The sequence below is a fragment of the Saccharibacillus brassicae genome (genome assembly GCF_006542275.1).
Taxonomy (GTDB): domain Bacteria; phylum Bacillota; class Bacilli; order Paenibacillales; family Paenibacillaceae; genus Saccharibacillus; species Saccharibacillus brassicae.
The window spans coordinates 3,162,574-3,182,301 of the sequence record NZ_CP041217.1 but is presented as its reverse complement, the minus strand read 5'-3'; the positions used below and the strand labels follow the sequence as shown (position 1 = coordinate 3,182,301).

13 protein-coding genes are annotated in these 19,728 nt (G+C 59.1%); 9 read left to right on the top strand and 4 right to left on the bottom strand.

Annotated elements, in window-relative coordinates; all coding sequences use genetic code 11:
• The first annotated feature begins 253 nt into the window (after window positions 1–253).
• Both FFV09_RS13195 and FFV09_RS13190 read left to right on the top strand, forming a co-directional pair.
• Window positions 254–640 (top strand): hypothetical protein, encoded by a 387-nt coding sequence (locus tag FFV09_RS13195; RefSeq protein WP_141448262.1) that lies wholly within the window; start codon window positions 254–256, stop codon window positions 638–640.
• A gap of 207 nt (window positions 641–847) precedes the next feature.
• Window positions 848–2,620, top strand: a complete 1,773-nt coding sequence (locus tag FFV09_RS13190) for a glycoside hydrolase family 13 protein (RefSeq protein ID WP_141448261.1) — start codon at window positions 848–850, stop codon at window positions 2,618–2,620.
• 107 nt (window positions 2,621–2,727) lie between these two features.
• On the opposite strand, the gene FFV09_RS13185 is transcribed toward FFV09_RS13190, so the two are convergent.
• Entirely contained in the window at window positions 2,728–3,234 is a 507-nt protein-coding gene (locus FFV09_RS13185; RefSeq protein ID WP_141448260.1) for a GNAT family N-acetyltransferase, read from the bottom strand.
• Window positions 3,235–3,412: 178 nt separating this feature from the next.
• Here FFV09_RS13185 and FFV09_RS13180 point away from each other — a divergent pair, with 178 nt between their 5' ends.
• Window positions 3,413–4,135: a serine/threonine-protein kinase gene (locus FFV09_RS13180; RefSeq protein WP_141448259.1), complete on the top strand. Its 723-nt coding sequence runs from the start codon at window positions 3,413–3,415 to the stop codon at window positions 4,133–4,135.
• Between the two features lie 147 nt (window positions 4,136–4,282).
• Here FFV09_RS13180 and FFV09_RS13175 read toward each other — a convergent pair whose 3' ends face one another.
• A complete protein-coding gene (locus FFV09_RS13175) occupies window positions 4,283–5,011 on the bottom strand; it encodes an amino acid ABC transporter ATP-binding protein (protein ID WP_141448258.1) in 729 nt (242 codons plus the stop codon).
• Window positions 5,004–6,476 (bottom strand): amino acid ABC transporter substrate-binding protein/permease, encoded by a 1,473-nt coding sequence (locus tag FFV09_RS13170; RefSeq protein ID WP_141448257.1) that lies wholly within the window; start codon window positions 6,474–6,476, stop codon window positions 5,004–5,006. The genes FFV09_RS13175 and FFV09_RS13170 overlap by 8 nt, the downstream gene beginning before the upstream one ends.
• A 545-nt stretch (window positions 6,477–7,021) precedes the next feature.
• Between FFV09_RS13170 and FFV09_RS13165 the strand changes: the two genes are divergently transcribed.
• From FFV09_RS13165 to FFV09_RS13150, 4 genes are all read left to right on the top strand, one after another.
• The gene (locus tag FFV09_RS13165) at window positions 7,022–8,155 is read left to right on the top strand and encodes an NADH-dependent flavin oxidoreductase (protein ID WP_141448256.1); all 1,134 of its coding nucleotides are present in this window, start codon (window positions 7,022–7,024) and stop codon (window positions 8,153–8,155) included.
• A gap of 406 nt (window positions 8,156–8,561) precedes the next feature.
• Window positions 8,562–10,016 (top strand): sensor domain-containing diguanylate cyclase, encoded by a 1,455-nt coding sequence (locus tag FFV09_RS13160; RefSeq protein ID WP_170315020.1) that lies wholly within the window; start codon window positions 8,562–8,564, stop codon window positions 10,014–10,016.
• Between the two features lie 233 nt (window positions 10,017–10,249).
• Entirely contained in the window at window positions 10,250–11,275 is a 1,026-nt protein-coding gene (locus FFV09_RS13155; RefSeq protein ID WP_141448254.1) for a LacI family DNA-binding transcriptional regulator, read from the top strand.
• A 179-nt stretch (window positions 11,276–11,454) separates the two neighbouring features.
• The gene (locus FFV09_RS13150; RefSeq protein WP_141448253.1) at window positions 11,455–13,818 is read left to right on the top strand and encodes a glycoside hydrolase family 65 protein; all 2,364 of its coding nucleotides are present in this window, start codon (window positions 11,455–11,457) and stop codon (window positions 13,816–13,818) included.
• Window positions 13,819–14,723: 905 nt separating this feature from the next.
• On the opposite strand, the gene FFV09_RS23975 is transcribed toward FFV09_RS13150, so the two are convergent.
• Window positions 14,724–15,011, bottom strand: a complete 288-nt coding sequence (locus tag FFV09_RS23975) for a hypothetical protein (RefSeq protein WP_212635438.1) — start codon at window positions 15,009–15,011, stop codon at window positions 14,724–14,726.
• Window positions 15,012–15,464: 453 nt separating this feature from the next.
• Between FFV09_RS23975 and FFV09_RS13135 the strand changes: the two genes are divergently transcribed.
• Window positions 15,465–17,588 carry a BglG family transcription antiterminator gene (locus tag FFV09_RS13135; protein ID WP_141448251.1) on the top strand — a complete coding sequence of 708 codons (2,124 nt, stop codon included), beginning with the start codon at window positions 15,465–15,467 and terminating at the stop codon, window positions 17,586–17,588.
• The gene (locus FFV09_RS13130; protein ID WP_141448250.1) at window positions 17,585–19,552 is read left to right on the top strand and encodes a PTS mannitol transporter subunit IICBA; all 1,968 of its coding nucleotides are present in this window, start codon (window positions 17,585–17,587) and stop codon (window positions 19,550–19,552) included. Before FFV09_RS13135 ends, FFV09_RS13130 begins: the two co-directional genes overlap by 4 nt.
• Window positions 19,553–19,728 lie beyond the last annotated feature (176 nt).

Here is a 19,728-nt window from a genome sequence, read left to right as displayed (position 1 = left end):
CCTTCGATCGCTTGGGCCGCCGCGCGCATTCCGCCGCCGGCGTCCGTCCTGCGTCCATGATACCAGCATTTGCGTATTCAGGCACATTCGCGCTTTTTCCATAATCTGTTTTTTGGTAAAAAAGCCCGTTTCTGCCCGCCTTGCGCAGGGGTAATGAAGAGTATTGTTTATGACGCCCGCTTCCGCTTCATCTCGCCGCCTTATTCCCTGAACCCTATAGCCTGACCATCCATCATTGAGGAGGGAACCCGCCATGATTCCTGTCGCCGTCTTTTGGATGCTTGGAGCCGCCCTGCTCGCCGGCAGCGTCACCGGCCTGCTGCTGCGCTCCGCGCGCAGCCGCCGCCGGTCTTCCGGCAATATCGTCGATCTCGCCGCCGCCCGCCGCCGCAAGCTCAAAACCGTGTCCGTTCCGGCCAAGCCCGTCGAAGCGGATCTTTGCAAGCCCAAACGTTCGGTCGCGGGCGGGGAGGTCCGCGCTTTTGTTCCCAAAAGCCCGGAAGCCCGGCCGCAGGCGTGTTCCCGCTGCCACAAGAAGAACGGTCCGGTCGGCTTCTACGTCGACGATTACGGCAGCCTGGTCGGCCTCTGCAAAGAATGCCGCAAATCGGCCAAAAATCGCGACCTGATGCCGCTCTGACCGAAGAGGATGCTTCACGTGGAACTTTTTCCCAACTTTTATCAACGGCCTTTTCCCGGACAGAACCCCGGTAAAAGGCCGTTTTTGCCGCTGCCCACTTTTTGTCTGTTTCTCGCTTCCCCGTTCGCGGGTATACCAATCTTGTCGGTCCAGGACCGAAAAAGGTTTACCGAACGCCACCATTCCAACACTCAAGGGGGAAAACCGATGCTGCTTGAAGCGATTGAGCACCGGCCGAAGCTGAACTGGGCCTATACTGTGGACAACGAGACGATCCACCTGCGGATTCGCACGAAGAAAAAAGACGTGGAGCGCGTATTCGTGATCGGCGGAGACAAATATGCGTGGGACCGTACCCGCGAAGAGACGTCCATGCGCCTATTTGCGTCCGACGCTCTGTTCGATTATTGGGAATGCGAGATCAAGCCGCCTTATCGCCGTCTCAAATACGGTTTCCGGCTGGAAAGCGGAACGCAACAAGTCTGGATGAACGAAGACGGCTTCCACCATACGGAGCGCGAGACGTCCGACGATTTCTACGAGATCGCCTACATCAATCCGGAAGACATTTTGCAAACGCCGGACTGGGCCAAAAACGCTGTCTTTTACCAGATCTTCCCCGAGCGTTTCGCGAACGGCGACAAATCCCGCGATCCGGAGAACGTGCAGCCGTGGGGCGGCAAGCCGGAAGTGGACAGCTTCTTCGGCGGCGACCTGGAAGGCGTGCGCCAACATCTGGACTACATCGCGGATCTCGGCGTCAACGCGATCTATTTTACCCCGATCTTCAAAGCGCCGAGCAACCACAAATACGATACCGAAGACTATATGCAGCTCGATCCGCATTTCGGCGATATCGACACGCTGAAGAAGCTGATTGCGGAATGCCACGGCCGCGGTATCCGCGTGCTGCTCGACGCCGTGTTCAACCATTCGGGCAAAACGTTCAAGCCGTTCGTCGACGTGAAGGAAAAAGGCGAACAATCGCAGTACAAAGACTGGTTCCACGTCCGCGAATTCCCGATCGACGTCAAGGACGGCATCCCGACGTACGAGACGTTCAGCTTCGAGCCGAACATGCCGAAGTTCAACACGGGCCACCCGGAAGTCAAAAAGTATCTGCTCGAAGCGGCCCGCTACTGGATCGGCGAGATCGGCTTCGACGGCTGGCGGCTCGACGTGGCGGACGAAGTGGACCACAAGTTCTGGCGCGAATTCCGCAGCGTCGTCAAGGAAGCCAATCCGGAAGCGTACATTCTGGGCGAACTGTGGCACGAAGCGACGCCGTGGCTGCAGGGCGACCAGTTCGACTCCGCGATGAACTATCCGTTTACGTACGCGGTTCGAAACTTCGTTGCGCTCGGTCAGACGGACGCGCTCAAATTCTCCCATTCGCTCGCGACGCAGCTGGCGCGCTATCCGCTGCCGGTCAGCCAGGCCGCGTTCAACCTGCTCGACAGCCATGACACGGAGCGCATGCTGACGGTAGCCGGCGGAGACAAAAACAAGCTCAAGCTGTCCGTCGCCATTCAGATGACGTATCCCGGCACGCCGTGCGTCTACTACGGCAGCGAGATCGGTATCGACGGCGGCGCGGACCCGGACTGCCGCAAATGCATGGAGTGGGAGACGTCGAAGCAGGATCTGGACCTGCACGCGTTCTACCGCAAGATGATCGCCCTGCGTCTGGAGCACAGCGCGCTGCGCACCGGCAGCTTCGACGTGCTGCACGCCGAAGAAGGCGGCCGCGCGATCGCGTACCGCCGGCAGGACGACGCGGGCACGTTCGTCGTCGCTCTCAATGCGTCGGAATCGGCGCAGAGCATTGAAGTGGACGCAAGCGAAGCCGCAGCGTGGAGCGTGCTGTACGCGGGCGGCGCCGATACCGAGTCGCAGTCGGAAGGCAGCCTGGACGCGAACAGCGGCAAGCTGACGATCGAACTGCCGGCCTACGGTTATACGGTGCTGCGGGCGCAGTAACGAACGGAGCGGGCGGCCTTGGCGGCCCGCGTCATGCCCGAACGCGACGTTTAGGCATGGAACAAACGAAAGACCCGGCGCCGAAACGGCCCGGGTCTTTTGCTTGTTCAATTGGGTTCGCGGCCCGGCTTCAGCTCGAACAGCTGGAACCGCCGGTCTTCTTCCATCTGCTCGATCAGCGCAGGCGCGCCGGTCAGATCGAAGATCACCCGGTCCCAGAAACGCTGGGCCGGAATATTGTTCGCCAGTTGGTGCAGCCCCCAGCGGCCGGCCTTCGTCTCGAACACGAGCCGGGCAGCGCGGCTGCCGACGCCCGTGCGGCGGTATTTGCGCATCACGAAGAACTGCGCCAGGTAAGCCGCTTCGTTCTCCCAAAATTCGTGGACCATCGCGAAGCCCGCAATTTGCCCGTCCGCGAGAATGAGGTACGCGCAGTTGCCGCCCCACTTTTTCCAATACAGCTCGAACTCCGCGAAATAAGGGTACGTCCCGTCGGGGCGAACGCTCATGCCGGTAAATTCGCTAAAATCGTACAAATACAACTGCCACAGCCGTTCGAACAGTTCTCGGTCGGCGCTTCGGGCTTTCCTGATCTCCACATGTTCGATGTTCATTCGCCAAGTCCCCTAGTCTGTGTCGTGTCTTCTCTAATCTACCAAACGCTTTTCGAAAAATCCATTCGCGGCCCGGTCTCCTCGGTCTCAAGACCGTTGCCACCGACCGTCCGGGGGACTATGATAGGAAAAAACGCCAGGCGGGCGTCATCGCCATTTCCTTCAAGGAGTGAACGTTATGATCTACAGCGGCGAGCAAGAACCCTCGATCCGCCTGATTGAAGATACCCTGCTGCCGGATGTGCGTCTGGAGAGCGTCGATCCTTTTAATCCGGTCGTGGTGCACCATGCGCCTTCGGGTTGGACGGTGCTTGGAGCGGGCAATTACGCGGCCGTCTTCGAACACCCGATGCTGCCCGGCAAAGTCGTCAAGATCTATGCGCCGGGCCGCCCTGGCTGGCAGGAAGAATGCGACGTATACGAGAAGCTGGGGCAGCACCCCGCTTATTCGACGCTGTACGCGGCGGACGTGCACGGCGAACATGGCTACCTCGTCCTCAAGAAGCTCGAAGGCAAGACATTCTATAACTGCCTGCGCGACGGTACCCGAATTCCGGAGAAAGCGGTCCGCGACGTCGACAAAGCGCTGGACTACGCGCGCTCGCGCGGCCTTAATCCCAAAGACGTGCACGGCAAAAACGTCATGCTCAAAGACGGCCGCGGCCTGGTCGTGGACATCTCCGACTTTTTGCAGGAAGGCCCGTGCATCATGTGGAAAGACCTCAAAAAAGCGTATTTCAAGCTATATAAGCCGCTCATGCCCAAACGCGCTTTCCCGATGCCCGACTGGTCGATGAACCTGATCCGCTTCCTTTATCGCCGCCTGCGCAAAAAGTCCCGCCTCGACGGCCGGCATCCGCAGGGCAAACGGTATAAGGCGAAGCCCCGGAAATCGGGATAAAGGCAGCCCCGGCCCGGCGACGGCGGCCCGCTTCGAGGCCCAAGCCTCCAGCCTCTACAGCAAATCACGCACACAAAAAAAGGACGATCCGATAACGGATCGTCCTTTTTGGCATAAGCCGAACGGCTGCGGAAGACGGGCGGGCGGTTACAGCACCTTCTCCAGAAAACTGATCGTCCGCTCGTGCTTCGGATTGCCGAACACTTCTTCCGGCGTGCCTTCTTCCACGATGTAGCCGCCGTCCATGAAGATGACGCGGTTGCCCACTTCGCGGGCAAAGCCCATTTCGTGCGTGACGATGACCATCGTCATGCCTTCGCGCGCCAGATCCTGCATGACGCCGAGCACTTCGCCGACCATTTCCGGGTCAAGCGCGGAAGTCGGTTCGTCGAACAGCATGACGTCCGGGTTCATCGCGAGCGCCCGGGCAATCGCCACGCGCTGCTTCTGCCCACCCGACAAGGACGCCGGATAAGCGTCCGCCTTGTCGGACAAGCCGACGCGGTCCAGCAGGGTCAATGCCTGTTTGCGCGCTTCTTCTTTGCTCTGCTTTTTGAGCTCGGTCGGCGCGAACATGATGTTCTGCATGACGCTCATATGCGGGAACAGATTGAAATGCTGGAATACCATGCCAATATTTTCACGGATTTTGTTGATATCCGAGCTTTTGTCGCTGAGGTCGTGATCGTCGACGATCACTTTGCCTCCGTTGATCTCTTCCAACAGGTTGAGACAGCGCAGGAACGTGCTTTTGCCGGAACCGGAAGGGCCGATGACACACACCACTTCGCCTTCGCGCACTTCCATATCGATGCCTTTGAGCACTTCGTTGCTGCCAAAGCTTTTCTTGAGGCCGGTCACTTTGATCTTATCCACGGCTTACTCTCCTTTCGAGACGATCCGCAATCTTCGTAAGAATGGTGATGACGATCAGGTACATGATACCGATGGTCAACCAGACTTCGAACGACCGATACGTACTCGCGACGACCAATTTACCCGATTGGGTCAGTTCGACCAGACCGATAATGGACATGATCGACGTGTCTTTGAGCGTGATTACCATCTGATTGATGAAGGACGGAATCATGACTTTGACCGCCTGCGGCATAATGATTTTGCGCATCGCGGTGCGGTAAGGCACGCCGAGCGAACGGGCCGCTTCCATCTGGCCTTTGTCGATCGACTGAATGCCGCCGCGAATGATCTCGGTCACGTAAGCTCCCGCATTAAGCGACAAGGCCAGAATCGCGGCTGTCCAGATCGGCATCGTGAAGCCGAGTGCCTGCGGAATCGCGAAGTAGATGAAGAAGGCCAGAATCAACAGCGGGATGCCGCGGAAAATATCGACGAACACCGTGGCGACCCCGCGCAGCAGTTTGTTGTGACCGACTTTCATGGAACCGAAGATCAGGCCCAGAATGAAGGCGAAGAACAGCGACACGATCGTGTAATACAGCGTGAGCCCCATTCCTTTGAGGAAAGCGGGCATCGAAGCGCCGATCAACTCGAAGCCGCTCATCTGCTCGGTCGCGGCAATTTCGATTTCGCCGCCTTCGGACGCAAACGACTCGCCCAGGTAACCGGCTACGATCTCGTTGTACTTGCCGCTCTCTTTGAGATTGGCCAATCCGGTATTGAACATCTTGAGCAGTTCGGCATCTTGCCCTTTGTTGACGGCAAAGCCGTACGAACCGCCTTTTTCTTTGGGCAGAGGCATCTTCATGCCGTTGCCCTGGGCGATCCCGTAAGCGACGACCGGATAGTCTTCGAAGTAGGCAGCCGAACCGCCCGCTTTGACTTCCTCGATCAGTTGGGGCGAGTCGTCGAACGTCACGATGCTGAACCCGTACTGGTCTTTGATCGATTCGGCGAAAGTCGCGCCTTCCGTACCGGTCTTGACCGCTACGCGCAGTCCGCGCAGGTCTTCATAGGACATGATCGCCGTGTTCTTGGCATCGACGCCCATGATCGGACCCGATTCGAAATACGAATCCGAGAAATCGAACGTCTGCTTGCGCTCGTCCGTGATGCTCATGCCGGCGATGACGCCGTCCACGTTGCCGGACTGAAGCGCCTGAACCGCCGCGTTGAACCCAAGAGGCTGCAGGCGGTACTTGAAGCCCTGATCCTCGGCGATCGCTTTAAGCAAATCCAGGTCGATCCCTACGTAATTGCCGCTTGCGTCTTGATACTCGAACGGCGGAAAAGTCGTATCCGTCGCGATGGTGTACGTTTTGTTCGCTTCCGCGGCCTGGGCCGACGGCACCAAACTTCCCATGAATGAGAAAAAGAATACCAATAAAACCAAAAACCCCGTCACTTTTTTCTGTATACGCATAGGTTCCTCCAGTCGCTGTACGCGGCTTTTGAATTTTTAATTCATTTTACATGACCCATTAACCCTTGACCATGCCTGAGCATTAAAAATTTTAATGAATCATATAAAAAAGCTTCATGATCCCGAAGCATCGTACAAAGTGACAAGCTATGTAAGTTGGATACCCAAATCGCTCGTTCCGCAAAACATCCTGCCTGCTTTTACCCGTTTTTTGCCGGAATGATGAGGTCGTCCGACCGTCTTCTTTTTAAAAAGGAAATCCGAACAAGAAAAGAAGCCGATATTACACGGAAACCCTTTCGGCCCTGCTCTTGAACGGTTGGTCGACGATCGTGAACGATTTTCGAAGGGAAAGGTTGGCTCAACTGGAAACACGAACGCTTCTCAAGATCGAAAAACCGCTTTATTTTGATTTAAATTTTACACGATTAAATAATAAAAAATATTTTTCTCCGAAACGTTGAAATACGCTTATCTTCTTACTATAATATACTTATGTGTTTTTAATAAACGTGCATCATCGACTATGAGGAGGAACTTCCCCTATGACCAACGCCAAATTCGCCAAGCTGTTCGACAGCGTGGAACTGCACGACGGCATCAAGCTGCAAAACCGTATCGTGCTCGCTCCGATGACCCACTCTTCGTCCAACCCGGACCTGAGCGTGTCCGACGCCGAGCTGAGCTACTACGAGCGCCGCATCAACAAGCTGGGACTGGCCGTAACCGCCGTTGCCCACGTTATGCCGGGCGGTATCGGCTTCCAGAACCAATTCGCCGCTTTCGGCGAATCGAACCTGCCGGGCCTGACCCAGCTCGCTTCGACGCTCAAAAAAGGCGGAGCCAAATCCGTCCTGCAAATTTTCCATGCCGGTATTCAAGGCCCCCGCGCCCTCGTGCCTGAAGGCGACGTCGTCGGCCCGAGCGCGATCGAACTGAAAGACGGTTCGATGTCCCGCGAACTGACGCATGAAGAGATCGAATCGATCGTACTGGACTTCGGCCGCGCGACCGAGCTTGCGATCCGCGCAGGCTTCGACGGCGTGGAGATCCACGGCGCCAACGGCTACCTGATCCAGCAGTTCTTCTCCGGCTGGTCCAACCGCCGCGAAGACAAATGGGGCGGCAGCGTCGAAGCCCGCCTGACGTTCCCGCTGGCCGTCGTCGACGAAGTGCAGCGTGCGGCCGCAGCCGCAACCAAAGAACCTTTCATCATCGGCTACCGCTTCTCGCCGGAAGAGCCGGAAGAAGACGGCTTGACGATGGACCACACGTTCGCGCTGCTCAAAGCGCTGGGCGGCAAACATCTCAGCTACCTGCACGTATCGCTGATGGAATACAACTCCAAGCCGCGCCGCGGCGGCGACCTGAACCGGACACGTCTGGAACAGATCGTCGAAGCCGCAACCGGCACGCCGGTGATCGGCGTCGGTTCGATCCATACGCCGGAACAGGCCGTCGAAGCGATCGAGCTTGGCGCGGCCATGGTCGCGCTCGGACGCGAACTGATCGTGGAACCGGATTGGGTACAAAAAGTCGAAGCCGGCCAGGAAGCCGACATCGCGTTGACGCTGACTGCCGCCGATCAGGACCGTCTGGTCGTGCCGGACAATCTGTGGGGCATGATCATCGGCCTGCCGGGCTGGTTCCCGGTCGTCGAAGCCGAAACGGCCGAGTAACCGAACAATAACGACGGCATTCTCCAGAGGCGGACAAAGAGCGTGCGGTTCGAGATTCTCGAACCGACAATCGTTTACGCCGCGTGCCGGCGCTTCCATATAGCCAGACTGATCACGAACCTCGTCCCCGCCGCCCGGCGGGAACGGGGTTCTTTTGTTTGGCGGTTTCGAGGCGGCGACTTTCCGGTTGTACGCTTTTTTTTGCGTTTGACAGCGGCATTCGGCGGTTTCCGCCGCTCTTCCTACAAATTTTGGGAATTATTTGGCGTCATGCCTTTATATTCGTCCCTTTTTCTCATTGCTCCCGGTGAAAAAATCCCGTACCTTTAACATCATCAGGACATGTATGCGCCAAAGGCCGTTTTTTTGCGCGGTCCACGCTTATTTCGGGAAAGGAAGGCTCTTCTTGAACATTTTATTTTACAGGGACTCGCAGGATCAGCTTTTCCATATCAGTCCGCGTCAGCGGCGGGTTGCGCTCGCTTTGTCGCTGATCATGGTTTCCTTTACGGCGGCAGCGCTCTTTTTCGCCCAAGTGCGCCTGCCCGTTATGGCCTCGTTTTTTCCGGTGCTCAGCGCGTGGGGAATCATGGGCGATATTTTGACGGCCTTTATCCTGTTCAACCAGTTCCGCGTGTCGCGGATCGTGCCGCTGCTGCTGCTGGCCTGCACGTTCCTGCTCACCGGCCTGCTCAGCTTGTGTTATCTGCTTGCGCTGACCGATATGCTGCCGGCTTCGGGCTTTCTCGCTTCGGGACCGCAGACCGCTTCGTGGCTCTGGGGATTCTGGCATACGCTGTTCCCGATCGGCATTCTCGCTTTTTTCTGGTCGCTGCGCGCGAAGCTTCCGGTTCTTCCGATGCGTCTGCTGCCGCGTTATTTGCTGGCCGCAACAGGCATCGTGCTGACTGTCGCCCTGCTGCTGCTGGTGCTCGCGACGGCGGGACAGGGACTGCTGCCCGTGCTGGTCGAAGGCGGCAGCTACCGCAGGCTGATCGATTCCGGCATCGGGCCGGTCGTCTGGGCGTTCTGCGCGCTCGCTTTCGTCTTCTCGATCTTTCCGTACAAGGAACGCGGCGTGCTGCGCGTCTGGCTGAGCGTCGCCGTGCTGGCTTTTCTGCTCGGCATTACGCTGAGCCTTGCGGCCGGCGAACGCTACACGCTGGGCTGGTACGGATCGCGCGTCGATTCGCTGATCGCGTCGACCGTCGTGCTGCTGTCGATCGTCAGCGAGGTCAACAAACTGTTTCTTCGCCTCACCCGCCAGCATGAAGAACTCGAAGAATCGAAGTGCGCCCTGGAGGAAGCGAACGAACAGCTCAAAGAGCTGGCCGGCATCGACGCCCTCACCCGTATCGCCAACCGGCGCAAGTTCGACGAAGTGCTGCGGCAGGAACTGAACGCTCCCCAGCGGCAAAAAGAACATTTGTCGCTGCTGATGATCGATATCGACTTTTTCAAAGCGTACAACGACAACTACGGCCATCTCGGCGGAGACATGGTGCTGCGCACCGTCGCGCCCAAGCTCGAATCCGAAGCGCTGGCCCATTTCGGCTTCACCGCCCGCTACGGCGGCGAAGAGTTCGCGATCATCCTGCCGGGCCACAGCGAGCAGGAAGCGCAGCAGATCGCCGAACTGATGCTCGAAAGCGTACGCTCGCTCTCGATCCCGCACCGCTACTCCGCCGTCTCCGACCAGATCACGATCAGTATTGGGGGCTGCACGCTGTACCCCGGCGAGAACACGAGCGCGCACGACCTGATCGGCCGCGCCGACGAAGCGCTCTACCAAGCCAAAGCCGAAGGACGAAGCCGGTTCGTATTCGCCAGATCGGGGCGTCCCAGGCGTCCCTTCTCCTGAAGCTTCCCTGTTCCTGCGCTAGACCGCGGCCCGCGCCGCCCCATTCGGGCGTGCGCGGGCTTTTTGGCGTCGGCGTTGTTCCCGAGCCGGGCTCTTTTGGCCGCATGCCCGTGTTCGCAGCCAAAAAGGTTTCGTTTACAAGCTTATCGGTTTGAACTAATATGAAGACGAAAGAGAGCGCCTTCCCAAGCGGAGAGGCGCAGTCCTACGTCATCGAAAAAGGAGGGGCCCGTTTGCCCGTCACTATCAAGGACGTCGCCCGAGAGGCCGGCGTCTCGCCTTCCACCGTGTCCCGGGTACTCTCCAATCATCCGCGCATCAGCGCCGCCACGGCCCGCAAAGTGCGCGAGATCATGCAGGAGATGGGCTACCATCCGAACCTGATGGCCAAAAGCCTCGTCTCCCGCACGACCCGCAGCCTGTGCGTCGTGCTGCCCAAGCCGGCGGAAGAGCTGTTCCTGAATTTGTTTTTCATGGAGTTGATCCGCGGCATCGTCGCCCAGGCGGCCCATGACGGGTATGACGTACTGATCAGCCCGGGCGCAAGCGCCACCGAAGAGATCGAAGCGGTCGCGCGCCTGGTCAACGGCCGGCGCGTCGACGGCGTCATCCTGCTGTATTCCCGGCGCGACGACCCGGTCGTGGAATTCCTGCGCGAACGGGACTTCCCGTTCGTGCTCGTCGGACGCAGCCCGCAGTATCCGGACGTCCGCTCGGTCGATACCGACAACGTCCGCGCCGCTTACGACGCGGCGAACCACCTGATCGCGCTCGGCCATACGCGGATCGGCTTCGTCGGCGGCCCGCCGGAACTCGTCGTGTCCGCCGACCGGCTGGAAGGCTATCGCCGGGCGCTTGCGGAAGCGGGCCTTCCGGTGCGGGGCGAATGGATCGTCGAAGGCGAATTCCTGCAGGACAGCGGCGTGCGTGCCATGTCGCTGCTCATGCGCCTGGACGAGCGCCCGAGCGCGCTGCTCGTCGTCGACGACTTCGTGGCACTCGGCGTGCTGCGCGGTCTGCCGGAGCTGAACCTGCGCGTGCCGCAGGATCTAAGCCTCGTCAGCTTCAACAACCTGGCGCTCGCGGAGCTTGCGAACCCGCCGATCAGCAGCGTCGATATCGGCATCTACGAGCTGGGCCGCGCCGCTTCCGGCAGCCTGATCGCGGCCGTGCAGCCTGCGGCGGACGAACAGGCGCCCAAGCGGCAGATCGTGCCGCACCGCCTGATCGTTCGGCAGTCCTCGGGCCGCGCCGACTGAGGTTCGCGGCTCTGCGCCGCCTTTCCCTGCCGTGCAGTTCAAACGTTTGCACAAAAAGCCGGGCCGTTCGCTTTTCCCACCTTCCCCCTGCGTGCGCGGCCGTTTTCCGGCTTTTTTTTCACATAAATGTATCCGCTTCACCCGGCTTCAACATTACCTAAACGAGGAGAGATCCAGCGATGAGACCGTACCTGAAAGTCAACGCATGGCAGATTGTCGAAGAAGGCTTCGACCCGCAGCTCAACGAGGTATCCGAAAGTGTATTCAGCATCGGCAACGGCTACATGGGGCAGCGGGCGAACTTCGAAGAAGCTTATGGCGGGCCTTCGCTGCAGGGCAGCTACATGGCGGGCGTGTATTATCCGGACAAGACGCGGGTCGGCTGGTGGAAAAACGGGTATCCCGAATACTTCGCCAAAGTGCTGAACTCCGTCAACTGGATCGGCATCGACGTGGAAGTCGACGGCGAAACGCTGGATCTGTCGACGGCTTCGGCGGAAGATTTCGTGCGGACGCTCGATATGCGCGAAGGGACGCTGAGCCGCTCGTTCACGGCCGTGCTTCCGAGCGGCCGGAAGGTACGCGTCGAATCGCTGCGCTTCGTGAGCGTGCCGTTCAAAGAGATCGGCGCGATCCGCTACTCGGTCACTCCGCTCGGCGAGCCGGCGCAGCTCAAGCTGACCCCGTATCTCGACGCCGACGTCGCGAACAAAGATTCCAATTACGAGGAAAAGTTTTGGGATACGGTGTCGCAGCACGCGGCCGTCGATCATGCCTGCGTCGAAGTGCGCACCAAAAAGCTGGATTTCCGCGTCGCGTCGCATATGGTGTACGAGCTGGCGGCGACCGGCGACCCGAACCAGGAGTTCCACGTGGAAGCCGAGACGCATAAGCGGGACAAGTTCGCGGGCCTCTCGCTGTCGCTGCGGGCCGAAGCGGATCAGACGATCACGCTCAGCAAATACGTCGCCAACGTCACTTCGCGCGATTACGAGCCGGAAGCGCTCGGCGACACGGCGCGGCAGCTGGCAAACGAAGCGCTGGAGCGCGGCTTCGACGCCCTGCTGGACGGCCAGCGCGAAGCGTGGGCGGAGAAATGGCGCGACGGCGATGTTGCCATCGAAGGCGACGAGACCGCGCAGCAGGCGATCCGGTTCAATATTTTCCAGCTGCACCAGACGTACACGGGCGAAGACGACCGGCTGAACATCGGACCCAAAGGCTTTACGGGCGAAAAATACGGCGGCAGCACCTACTGGGATACCGAAGCGTACTGCCTGCCGTTCTATCTGAGCACCGCCGATCAGAACGTCGCGCGCAACCTGCTGATCTACCGTTACAAGCATCTGGAAAAAGCGAAAGAAAACGCGGCCAAGCTGGGCTTTGCCAAAGGCGCGCTGTATCCGATGGTGACGATGAACGGCGAAGAATGCCACAACGAGTGGGAGATCACGTTCGAAGAAATTCACCGCAACGGCGCGATCGCCTACGCCATCCACAACTATGTCGAATACACCGGCGATTTCGCCTACCTCGGCGAATACGGCTTCGAAGTGCTGGCCGAACTGTCGCGCTTCTGGGAAGAGCGGGTGAACTATTCCGAGCGCCGCGGCGCTTACCTGATTCTCGGCGTCACCGGCCCGAACGAATACGAGAACAACGTCAACAACAACTGGTACACGAACCGGATGGCCGCCTGGACGCTGGAATACACGCTTCAGGTCGCCAACAAGCTGAAGCACGAGCAGCCGGAAGCGTTTGCCGCCGTGGCGGAGCGAATCGGCCTGAAGGACGAAGAAACGTCCAAATGGAAAGACATCGCGGCGCGCATGCTGCTGGCCGAAGATCCGGAGACCGGCGTGTTCCTTCAGCAGGACGGCTTCCTGGACAAAGACATCCTGCCGGTGGCGCAGCTCGATCCCGCCCATCTGCCGATCAACCAGAACTGGTCGTGGGACCGCATCCTACGCTCGTGCTACATCAAGCAGGCGGACGTGCTGCAGGGGCTGTTCTTCCTCGGCGACCGGTACGACCTGGAGACGAAGCGCCGCAACTTCGACTTCTACGAACCGATCACGGTACACGAGTCCTCGCTGTCGCCGTGCGTGCACGCGATTCTGGCGAGCGAACTCGGCTATACGGAAAAAGCGTACGAGATGTACCTGCGCACATCGCGGCTCGACCTCGACAACTACAACAACGACACCGAAGACGGCTGCCACACGACGAGCATGGCCGGCACGTGGATGTCCGTCGTTCACGGCTTCGGCGGTCTGCGCGTCCTCGGCGGACGCCTGATCCTGAACCCGTTCAGCCCAGACAGCTGGACGTCGCTGTCGTTCAAGGTCGGCTTCCGCGGCGCGCGGCTGCAGGTGACCGTGGCCGGCGGCCGCACGACCGTGCGCAACGAAGGCCCGGCGGCGGCTTCGCTGACGCTGTACGGCCGCGAGCTCGACCTTGCCGCAGGCGACAGCGTCTCCGGCGAGCGCGACCCGCACGAAGGCGCTCCGCAGGCGGCGGAAGCCGGGGAGGCGGCGGAGTAGGCTGCGGCCGGGCTGCGGTGATGGCGCGTGCGGCGATGGCGCGTGCGGCGATGGCGCGTGCGGCGATGGCGCGCGCGAGATGCGTGAGGGCGCGGCCGGCGGAAGCCGGGCTGCAGTGATAGCTCGCGCGGGCTGCGCGAGAGAGCGCCGCGAACGGCGGAAGCCGGGCTGCGGTGATAGTGCACGCGGGCGCGAACGGCGGAAGCCGGAGAGGCGGCTGAGTACGCTCGGCCGCATTGGCGGCGGCTGCGGAGTCGAATCCAAGAAAAAGCTGACCTGAGGTCAGCTTTTTTCTTTGGATGCGGCTTTTTTTGGCACAATGTTGACTTGCGGTCAGCAATTTAGGCCAAAACAGCTATTGGACAGCCTAAATGCGGCAGATTGCTGACTTTTGGTCAGCTTTTCGCTCCCTGGGCGCTTTTTACTGACGAAATGCTGACTTTTGATCCACATTTAGTGAGGCAGGCAAGCTTCTCGCCGGACGAAGACAAGGGCGAAGACCAGGGCAGAACCAAGGCTGCTGCCAAGAATGGCAGTTCGCCGGCAAACCAGGCCACTCCCCCGGCTCGGCTCGGCTCGGCTCGGCTCGGCTCGGCTCGGCTCGGCTCGGCTCGGCTCGGCTCGGCTCGGCTCGGCTCGGCTCGGCTCGGCTCGGCTCGGCTCGGCTCGGCTCGGCTCGGCTCGGCTCGGCTCGGCTCGGCTCGGCTCGGCTCGGCTAACGGATTGTATGTCCGTTAGAGCGCCGAATCAACCCTTTCGCGCCTTTTAACGGATTTTAGTTCCGTTAGCCGCTTTTTTGCCCTCTTTTTCCGCCAAAAACAAACCGTATTCCCTTCTAAGCGTCATCTGAATCCGTTAGAATGCTCAAGCGTTCCAAATCGGCCGCTAAGCGTCGCCTCGATCCGCTAGAATTCCGTGCCGCTCAATTTTGCCGCTTTGCCGTCCCGTCTTTTGGCTCCACCGCGCCGATAAGCCAAATCGACGTAACGGTAACCGCCATGATCATCGCGCACTTCCCATTCCGCATGCAGATCGTCCAGATGCCCTACCGTCGGAAACCAAATGTGCCGTAAAAATTCGATCGTACCGTGTCCCGGTCCCTTTTGCAGAAGTTCCCGCCGCCGAAAGCCTTTTTCGCCTTCGATCTGCATCGCCAACCAAGTCGCATAGATCTTTTCGAAATCGCCCGCCATCTTTCCCCTCCTTAGCAAAAACGCAAAAAGCCGCCGCGATACCCGAGTATCGCAAGCGAAGCAAGAGCGGGCCTTTTTTCATACTCATCTTCTTGAATCCCATCAAAATCCATCTCATACATATATCAAAACATTAAGTAGGTTGAAAGCCATGAAAAAACATGCACGTTTTCACCCGGAAACTGATTGATTTCCTGCTGCTTTGAGTAATAATGGAATGGAATTCTTTTGTCCGGTAAAGGGATGGCCCGCCGTTGTTCGGCTTTGTCACTGGTTGATTCGGGACAAATTCCGGCATCTTTCCTTTGCCAATCCGAAGCGGGGTGCTTAAAATTTGATTAGAAGACGAGATCTTGCAGCCTGTGGCTTTTATCGCGGCGATTCGTCTCCTCCCTGTTACGGGGGAAATGATACCGTTTTCAAAAAAGAGGGTGTGCAAAAGGAGGAATCCGCGTGGACAAACCGACCGGGCGACTACTGCCGATCCTGAAGCGTCTTCTCGCTTCACGGGAAGGGTTCGTTACGGTACGGGATCTGTCGGATGAATTGGACGTCAGCGAAAGAACGATCAAACGCGAACTTCCCGGCGTGGAACACTGGCTCTCGGCAAGAGGAGCTTCCTTGATCCGCAAACCGGGCGCCGGAGTCAGACTGGAAGCCGCTCCTCCCCAGCTGGACGCCCTCATAGAAGAACTGAGCGCGGCAGGTCCGGTCAGGGATTACAGCAAGGACGAACGGCATTACTTCCTGATCAGCGAGCTGCTGCTCGCGGCCGAACCTGTCAAATCGTACAGTTTTGCTTCACAGTTCAAAGTGACCGAAAGCACGCTGAGCGCCGATCTCGACCGCGCGGAACATTGGCTGGAACCGTTCGGTCTCCGCCTGATCCGCAAACCGGGATACGGCGTCTACGTGGAAGGCAGCGAGAACGCGATCCGCTCCGCCCTGATCCAGCTGGTCTACGAAAGTATCGCCGAAGACCAGGTGGCCGGGCTGCTGAGCGAATTGCCCGCGGACCCTGCGGCCGACCCGGAACGGGTCCGCGCCCATATCCGCAGCCGCCTGCTGAACCTGATCGACGAAGAAGGCGCCCTCCAGCTCCAGCGGATGGTCGAAGAGCTGGAACAAAGCCTCGACCTGAAGCTGACGGACAGCGCCTATATCGGACTGGCGGTTCATCTGGCGCTGGCGCTCCAGCGTATCCGTTCCGGGCAGCGCATCGTGATCGAAGCGCGCGTGCTGGACGGCCTGCGGAACCTGCCCGAATTCGGGCAGGCGCAGCGGCTGGCCGACCGGCTGGAAGAGATGCTCGGCATCGACATTCCCGAAGACGAAGTCGGCTACATCACGATGCACCTGAAGGGAGCCGAGACGCGCCCCGACAGCGAACGCGACAATTATTACGACTACGTCAGCTTCGACCTCGTCCGGCTTGCACGCAATATGCTCAAAGCCGCCGAAGCGGAGTTCGGCTACGAACTCAAAGGCAGCAGCAAGTTGTTTGCCGGCTTCGTCCACCATCTCGGGCCTGCCGTCGAACGGCTCCGGCTCGGACTGGACATCCGCAATCCGCTGCTCCGGCAGATTCGGGAACAGTACGAAGACGTATTCGCGATCGCGGCCAAATGTTCGCGGCTGCTCGCCGATTACGTCGACCGGGAAGTGCCGGATTCCGAAGTCGGCTACATCGCGATGCATATCGGCGCCATGAGCGAATACGCCCGGGCCGAACGCCCGTCCCCGAAAGTGCTGATCGCCTGCGCAAGCGGCATGGGTACTTCCGGGCTGCTGATGGCCCGGGTACGCAAAGAGTTTCCGTCGTTCAACCTGATTGGCCTCGCTTCCGCTTCGGAAGCGGCCGAGAACGACGAAGCCGACTTCATCGTCTCGACGGTGGACGTCGAGACGGACACTCCGGTCGTCCGCGTGTCGGTTCTGCTCTCGTTCCATGACGTCGAGAACATCCGGCGCTTTGTGAACGAGCAGCAGCGGTCGTTCGTCAAGAAAAAGCCGCGGCATAACGTGCAGGCCGACCTCGTCGGCACGCTCGAAGAACACCGCCGGACGCTCGATGGCATTCTCGATCTCATGAAGCATGTCGATATCGCCGACGGCTTCGCTTCCCGCAGCGTCGGCGAGCTGATCGCCGCCATCGCGGAACGCTTTACCGAAAGCGCCGCCGACGCGGACGTGCTCGAACGCGAACTGCACGAGCGCGAGCGGCTCGGCGAGACGGTGCTGTCGCAGGACGGACTGATCCTGCTGCACTGCCGCTCCGAAGTGATCGGGCGGCTGACGCTCGGCATCTTCCGCTTCCCGGCAGGCATCGACGCCGAATCGGAAGACAAGCCGATTACGCTCAAAGCGGCCCTCCTGCTGCTCGCGCCGAAAAGCAGCGGCAAGTCCTACCTCCAGGCGGCCGGGGAGATCAGCAAATCGCTGATCGACAAGCCCGGCTTCGCCGCCCGGCTCGCTTCGGCCGAGCCGGAACTGCTCCGCGGCGAGATCGCCGACATGATGCGCGAACTGTATGCAAGAAAAATCGAACAATACACATTGGAGGTTGAACAATTATGAGCAGCGTATCGACGCCTGCAAAATCGGGCGGAGCCAGACAGGGCGTTCAAAAATTCGGACGTTTCCTGAGCGCGATGGTCATGCCGAACATCGGCGCATTTATCGCCTGGGGCCTTCTGACTGCACTGTTTATTCCGGCCGGTTACTTCCCGAACGAAAACATCAATTCCATGATCGGTCCGATGATTCAGTATCTGCTTCCGCTCCTGATCGCTTATAGCGGCGGTAAAATGATGGCCGATCATCGCGGCGGCGTTATCGCCGCTATCGCGACCATGGGCGTGATCGTCGGTGCCGGCGACGTCAAAATGTTTATTGGCGCCATGATTATGGGTCCGCTTGCCGGATGGCTGATCAAACAGTTCGACCGCTTCATGGAGGGCAAGATACCAGCCGGTTTCGAAATGCTGATCAATAACTTCTCGCTCGGTATTTTCGGTGCTATTCTTGCCATCGGCGGCTATTACGGTATCGGACCGCTGGTCGGCGCATTCACCAACATCCTGGAATCCGGCGTACAAACGATTGTAAACTGGGGCATTTTGCCGCTCGTTTCGATCTTCGTTGAGCCCGGCAAAATTCTGTTCCTCAACAACGCGATCAACCACGGTATCTTTACACCGCTGGGCTTGGAAGAATCCCAACGCCTCGGCAAATCGGTCTTCTTCCTGATCGAGTCCAATCCGGGTCCGGGTCTCGGCGTCCTGCTCGCTTACTGGGTATTCGCCAAAGGTTCGATTAAAAGTTCCGCTCCCGGCGCTGTCATCATTCACTTCCTGGGCGGTATCCATGAAATTTACTTCCCGTACGTCCTGATGAGACCTATCCTGATACTGTCGGTTATTCTGGGCGGTATGGCTGGCGTATTCACTTTTGGCCTGTTCGATGCCGGTCTTGTATCCGCAGCCGCGCCAGGCAGTATCTTTGCCCTGATGGCCGTAGCACCTAAAGGCGGGCACCTTGCCGTACTTGCAGGTGTAGCTGCAGCTACAATTGTATCGTTCCTGTTGTCTGCCATCTTCCTGCGCAACTACAAAGCAGACGACGAAGATTTGGCAAAAGCGCGCGAAGCATCGAAATCGATGAAGAGCACGAATTCCGCGACTGCCGGTGCAGGCACAACGGTACGCGTAAACGGTAAAGTCGAAAAAATCGTCTTCGCCTGCGACGCTGGCATGGGTTCGAGCGCAATGGGCGCCACTTCTTTCCGCAAAAAAGTCAAAGCAGCGGGTCTGCCGATCAACGTGACGAACACCGCGATCGAAAACATCCCCGGAGATGCCGACATCGTCGTGACGCAGCAGAATCTGACCGACCGCGCCAAAGCGAAAGCTCCGAACGCGCATCACGTTTCGATCGACAACTTTATCAACAATCCGGTCTATGACGACCTGATCGAAGAACTGAAAGCTTCCCAGGCAGGCGGATCGCCGGCCGAGCGCAACACGACCGCAACGACGGCCGACGCGCAGTGGGATATCGACAACGCGCTGGACAAAGCGGCGCCGGGCGCCGGTTCCGCAGTCGTGCACTCCGACATCCTGCGCAAAGAAAATATTCGCCTCGGCCTGCCGAGCGTCAGCAAAGAAGAAGCGATCCGCGAAGCGGGACGCCTGCTCTCCGCATCCGGTTACGTCAAGCCGGGTTACGTGGATGCCATGATCGAACGCGAAGGCGTAGCCTCGACCTACATCGGCAACGGCGTCGCGATCCCTCACGGCGTAGGCACCGCGAAGAACGAGATCGACAATTCCGGCATCGTCGTCCTGCAGTACCCGAACGGCGTCGAATTCGAAGCTGGCACGGCTTATCTCGTAATCGGTATTGCCGGAGCGCGCGGCGAGCATCTGAAGATTCTGACCAAGATCGCCGAAGCGATCGAGGACGAATCGACGGTACACCGCCTGGCGCAGACCAAAGACGTCAACGATATTTACAACACGCTGAGCGTGCAGCCGGAGTAATCTTCGGTTAGCGGACGATTCTTGTCGCTTGCGTGCCTTACCGTCAGCCTTTGTCCTTATTGGAATCGCAAGCCGGCAGAGAGCCCCCTCTGCCGGCTTCGGTTTTAATAGCCGGTTTATTTCAAATTCAAGCTTTCTTTTTTTGCTTTTACCGTCCTGCCGTTTCCTTTGCCTTA

What these genes read in the sequence shown, in the direction of transcription:
- FFV09_RS13195 (WP_141448262.1), top strand. Translation starts at nt 254, where the DNA reads ATGATTCCTGTCGCCGTCTTTTGGATGCTTGGAGCCGCCCTGCTCGCC.
- FFV09_RS13190 (WP_141448261.1), top strand. Translation starts at nt 848, where the DNA reads ATGCTGCTTGAAGCGATTGAGCACCGGCCGAAGCTGAACTGGGCCTAT.
- FFV09_RS13185 (WP_141448260.1), bottom strand. Translation starts at nt 3,234, where the DNA reads ATGAACATCGAACATGTGGAGATCAGGAAAGCCCGAAGCGCCGACCGA.
- FFV09_RS13180 (WP_141448259.1), top strand. Translation starts at nt 3,413, where the DNA reads ATGATCTACAGCGGCGAGCAAGAACCCTCGATCCGCCTGATTGAAGAT.
- FFV09_RS13170 (WP_141448257.1), bottom strand. Translation starts at nt 6,476, where the DNA reads ATGCGTATACAGAAAAAAGTGACGGGGTTTTTGGTTTTATTGGTATTC.
- FFV09_RS13165 (WP_141448256.1), top strand. Translation starts at nt 7,022, where the DNA reads ATGACCAACGCCAAATTCGCCAAGCTGTTCGACAGCGTGGAACTGCAC.
- FFV09_RS13150 (WP_141448253.1), top strand. Translation starts at nt 11,455, where the DNA reads ATGAGACCGTACCTGAAAGTCAACGCATGGCAGATTGTCGAAGAAGGC.
- FFV09_RS23975 (WP_212635438.1), bottom strand. Translation starts at nt 15,011, where the DNA reads ATGGCGGGCGATTTCGAAAAGATCTATGCGACTTGGTTGGCGATGCAG.
- FFV09_RS13130 (WP_141448250.1), top strand. Translation starts at nt 17,585, where the DNA reads ATGAGCAGCGTATCGACGCCTGCAAAATCGGGCGGAGCCAGACAGGGC.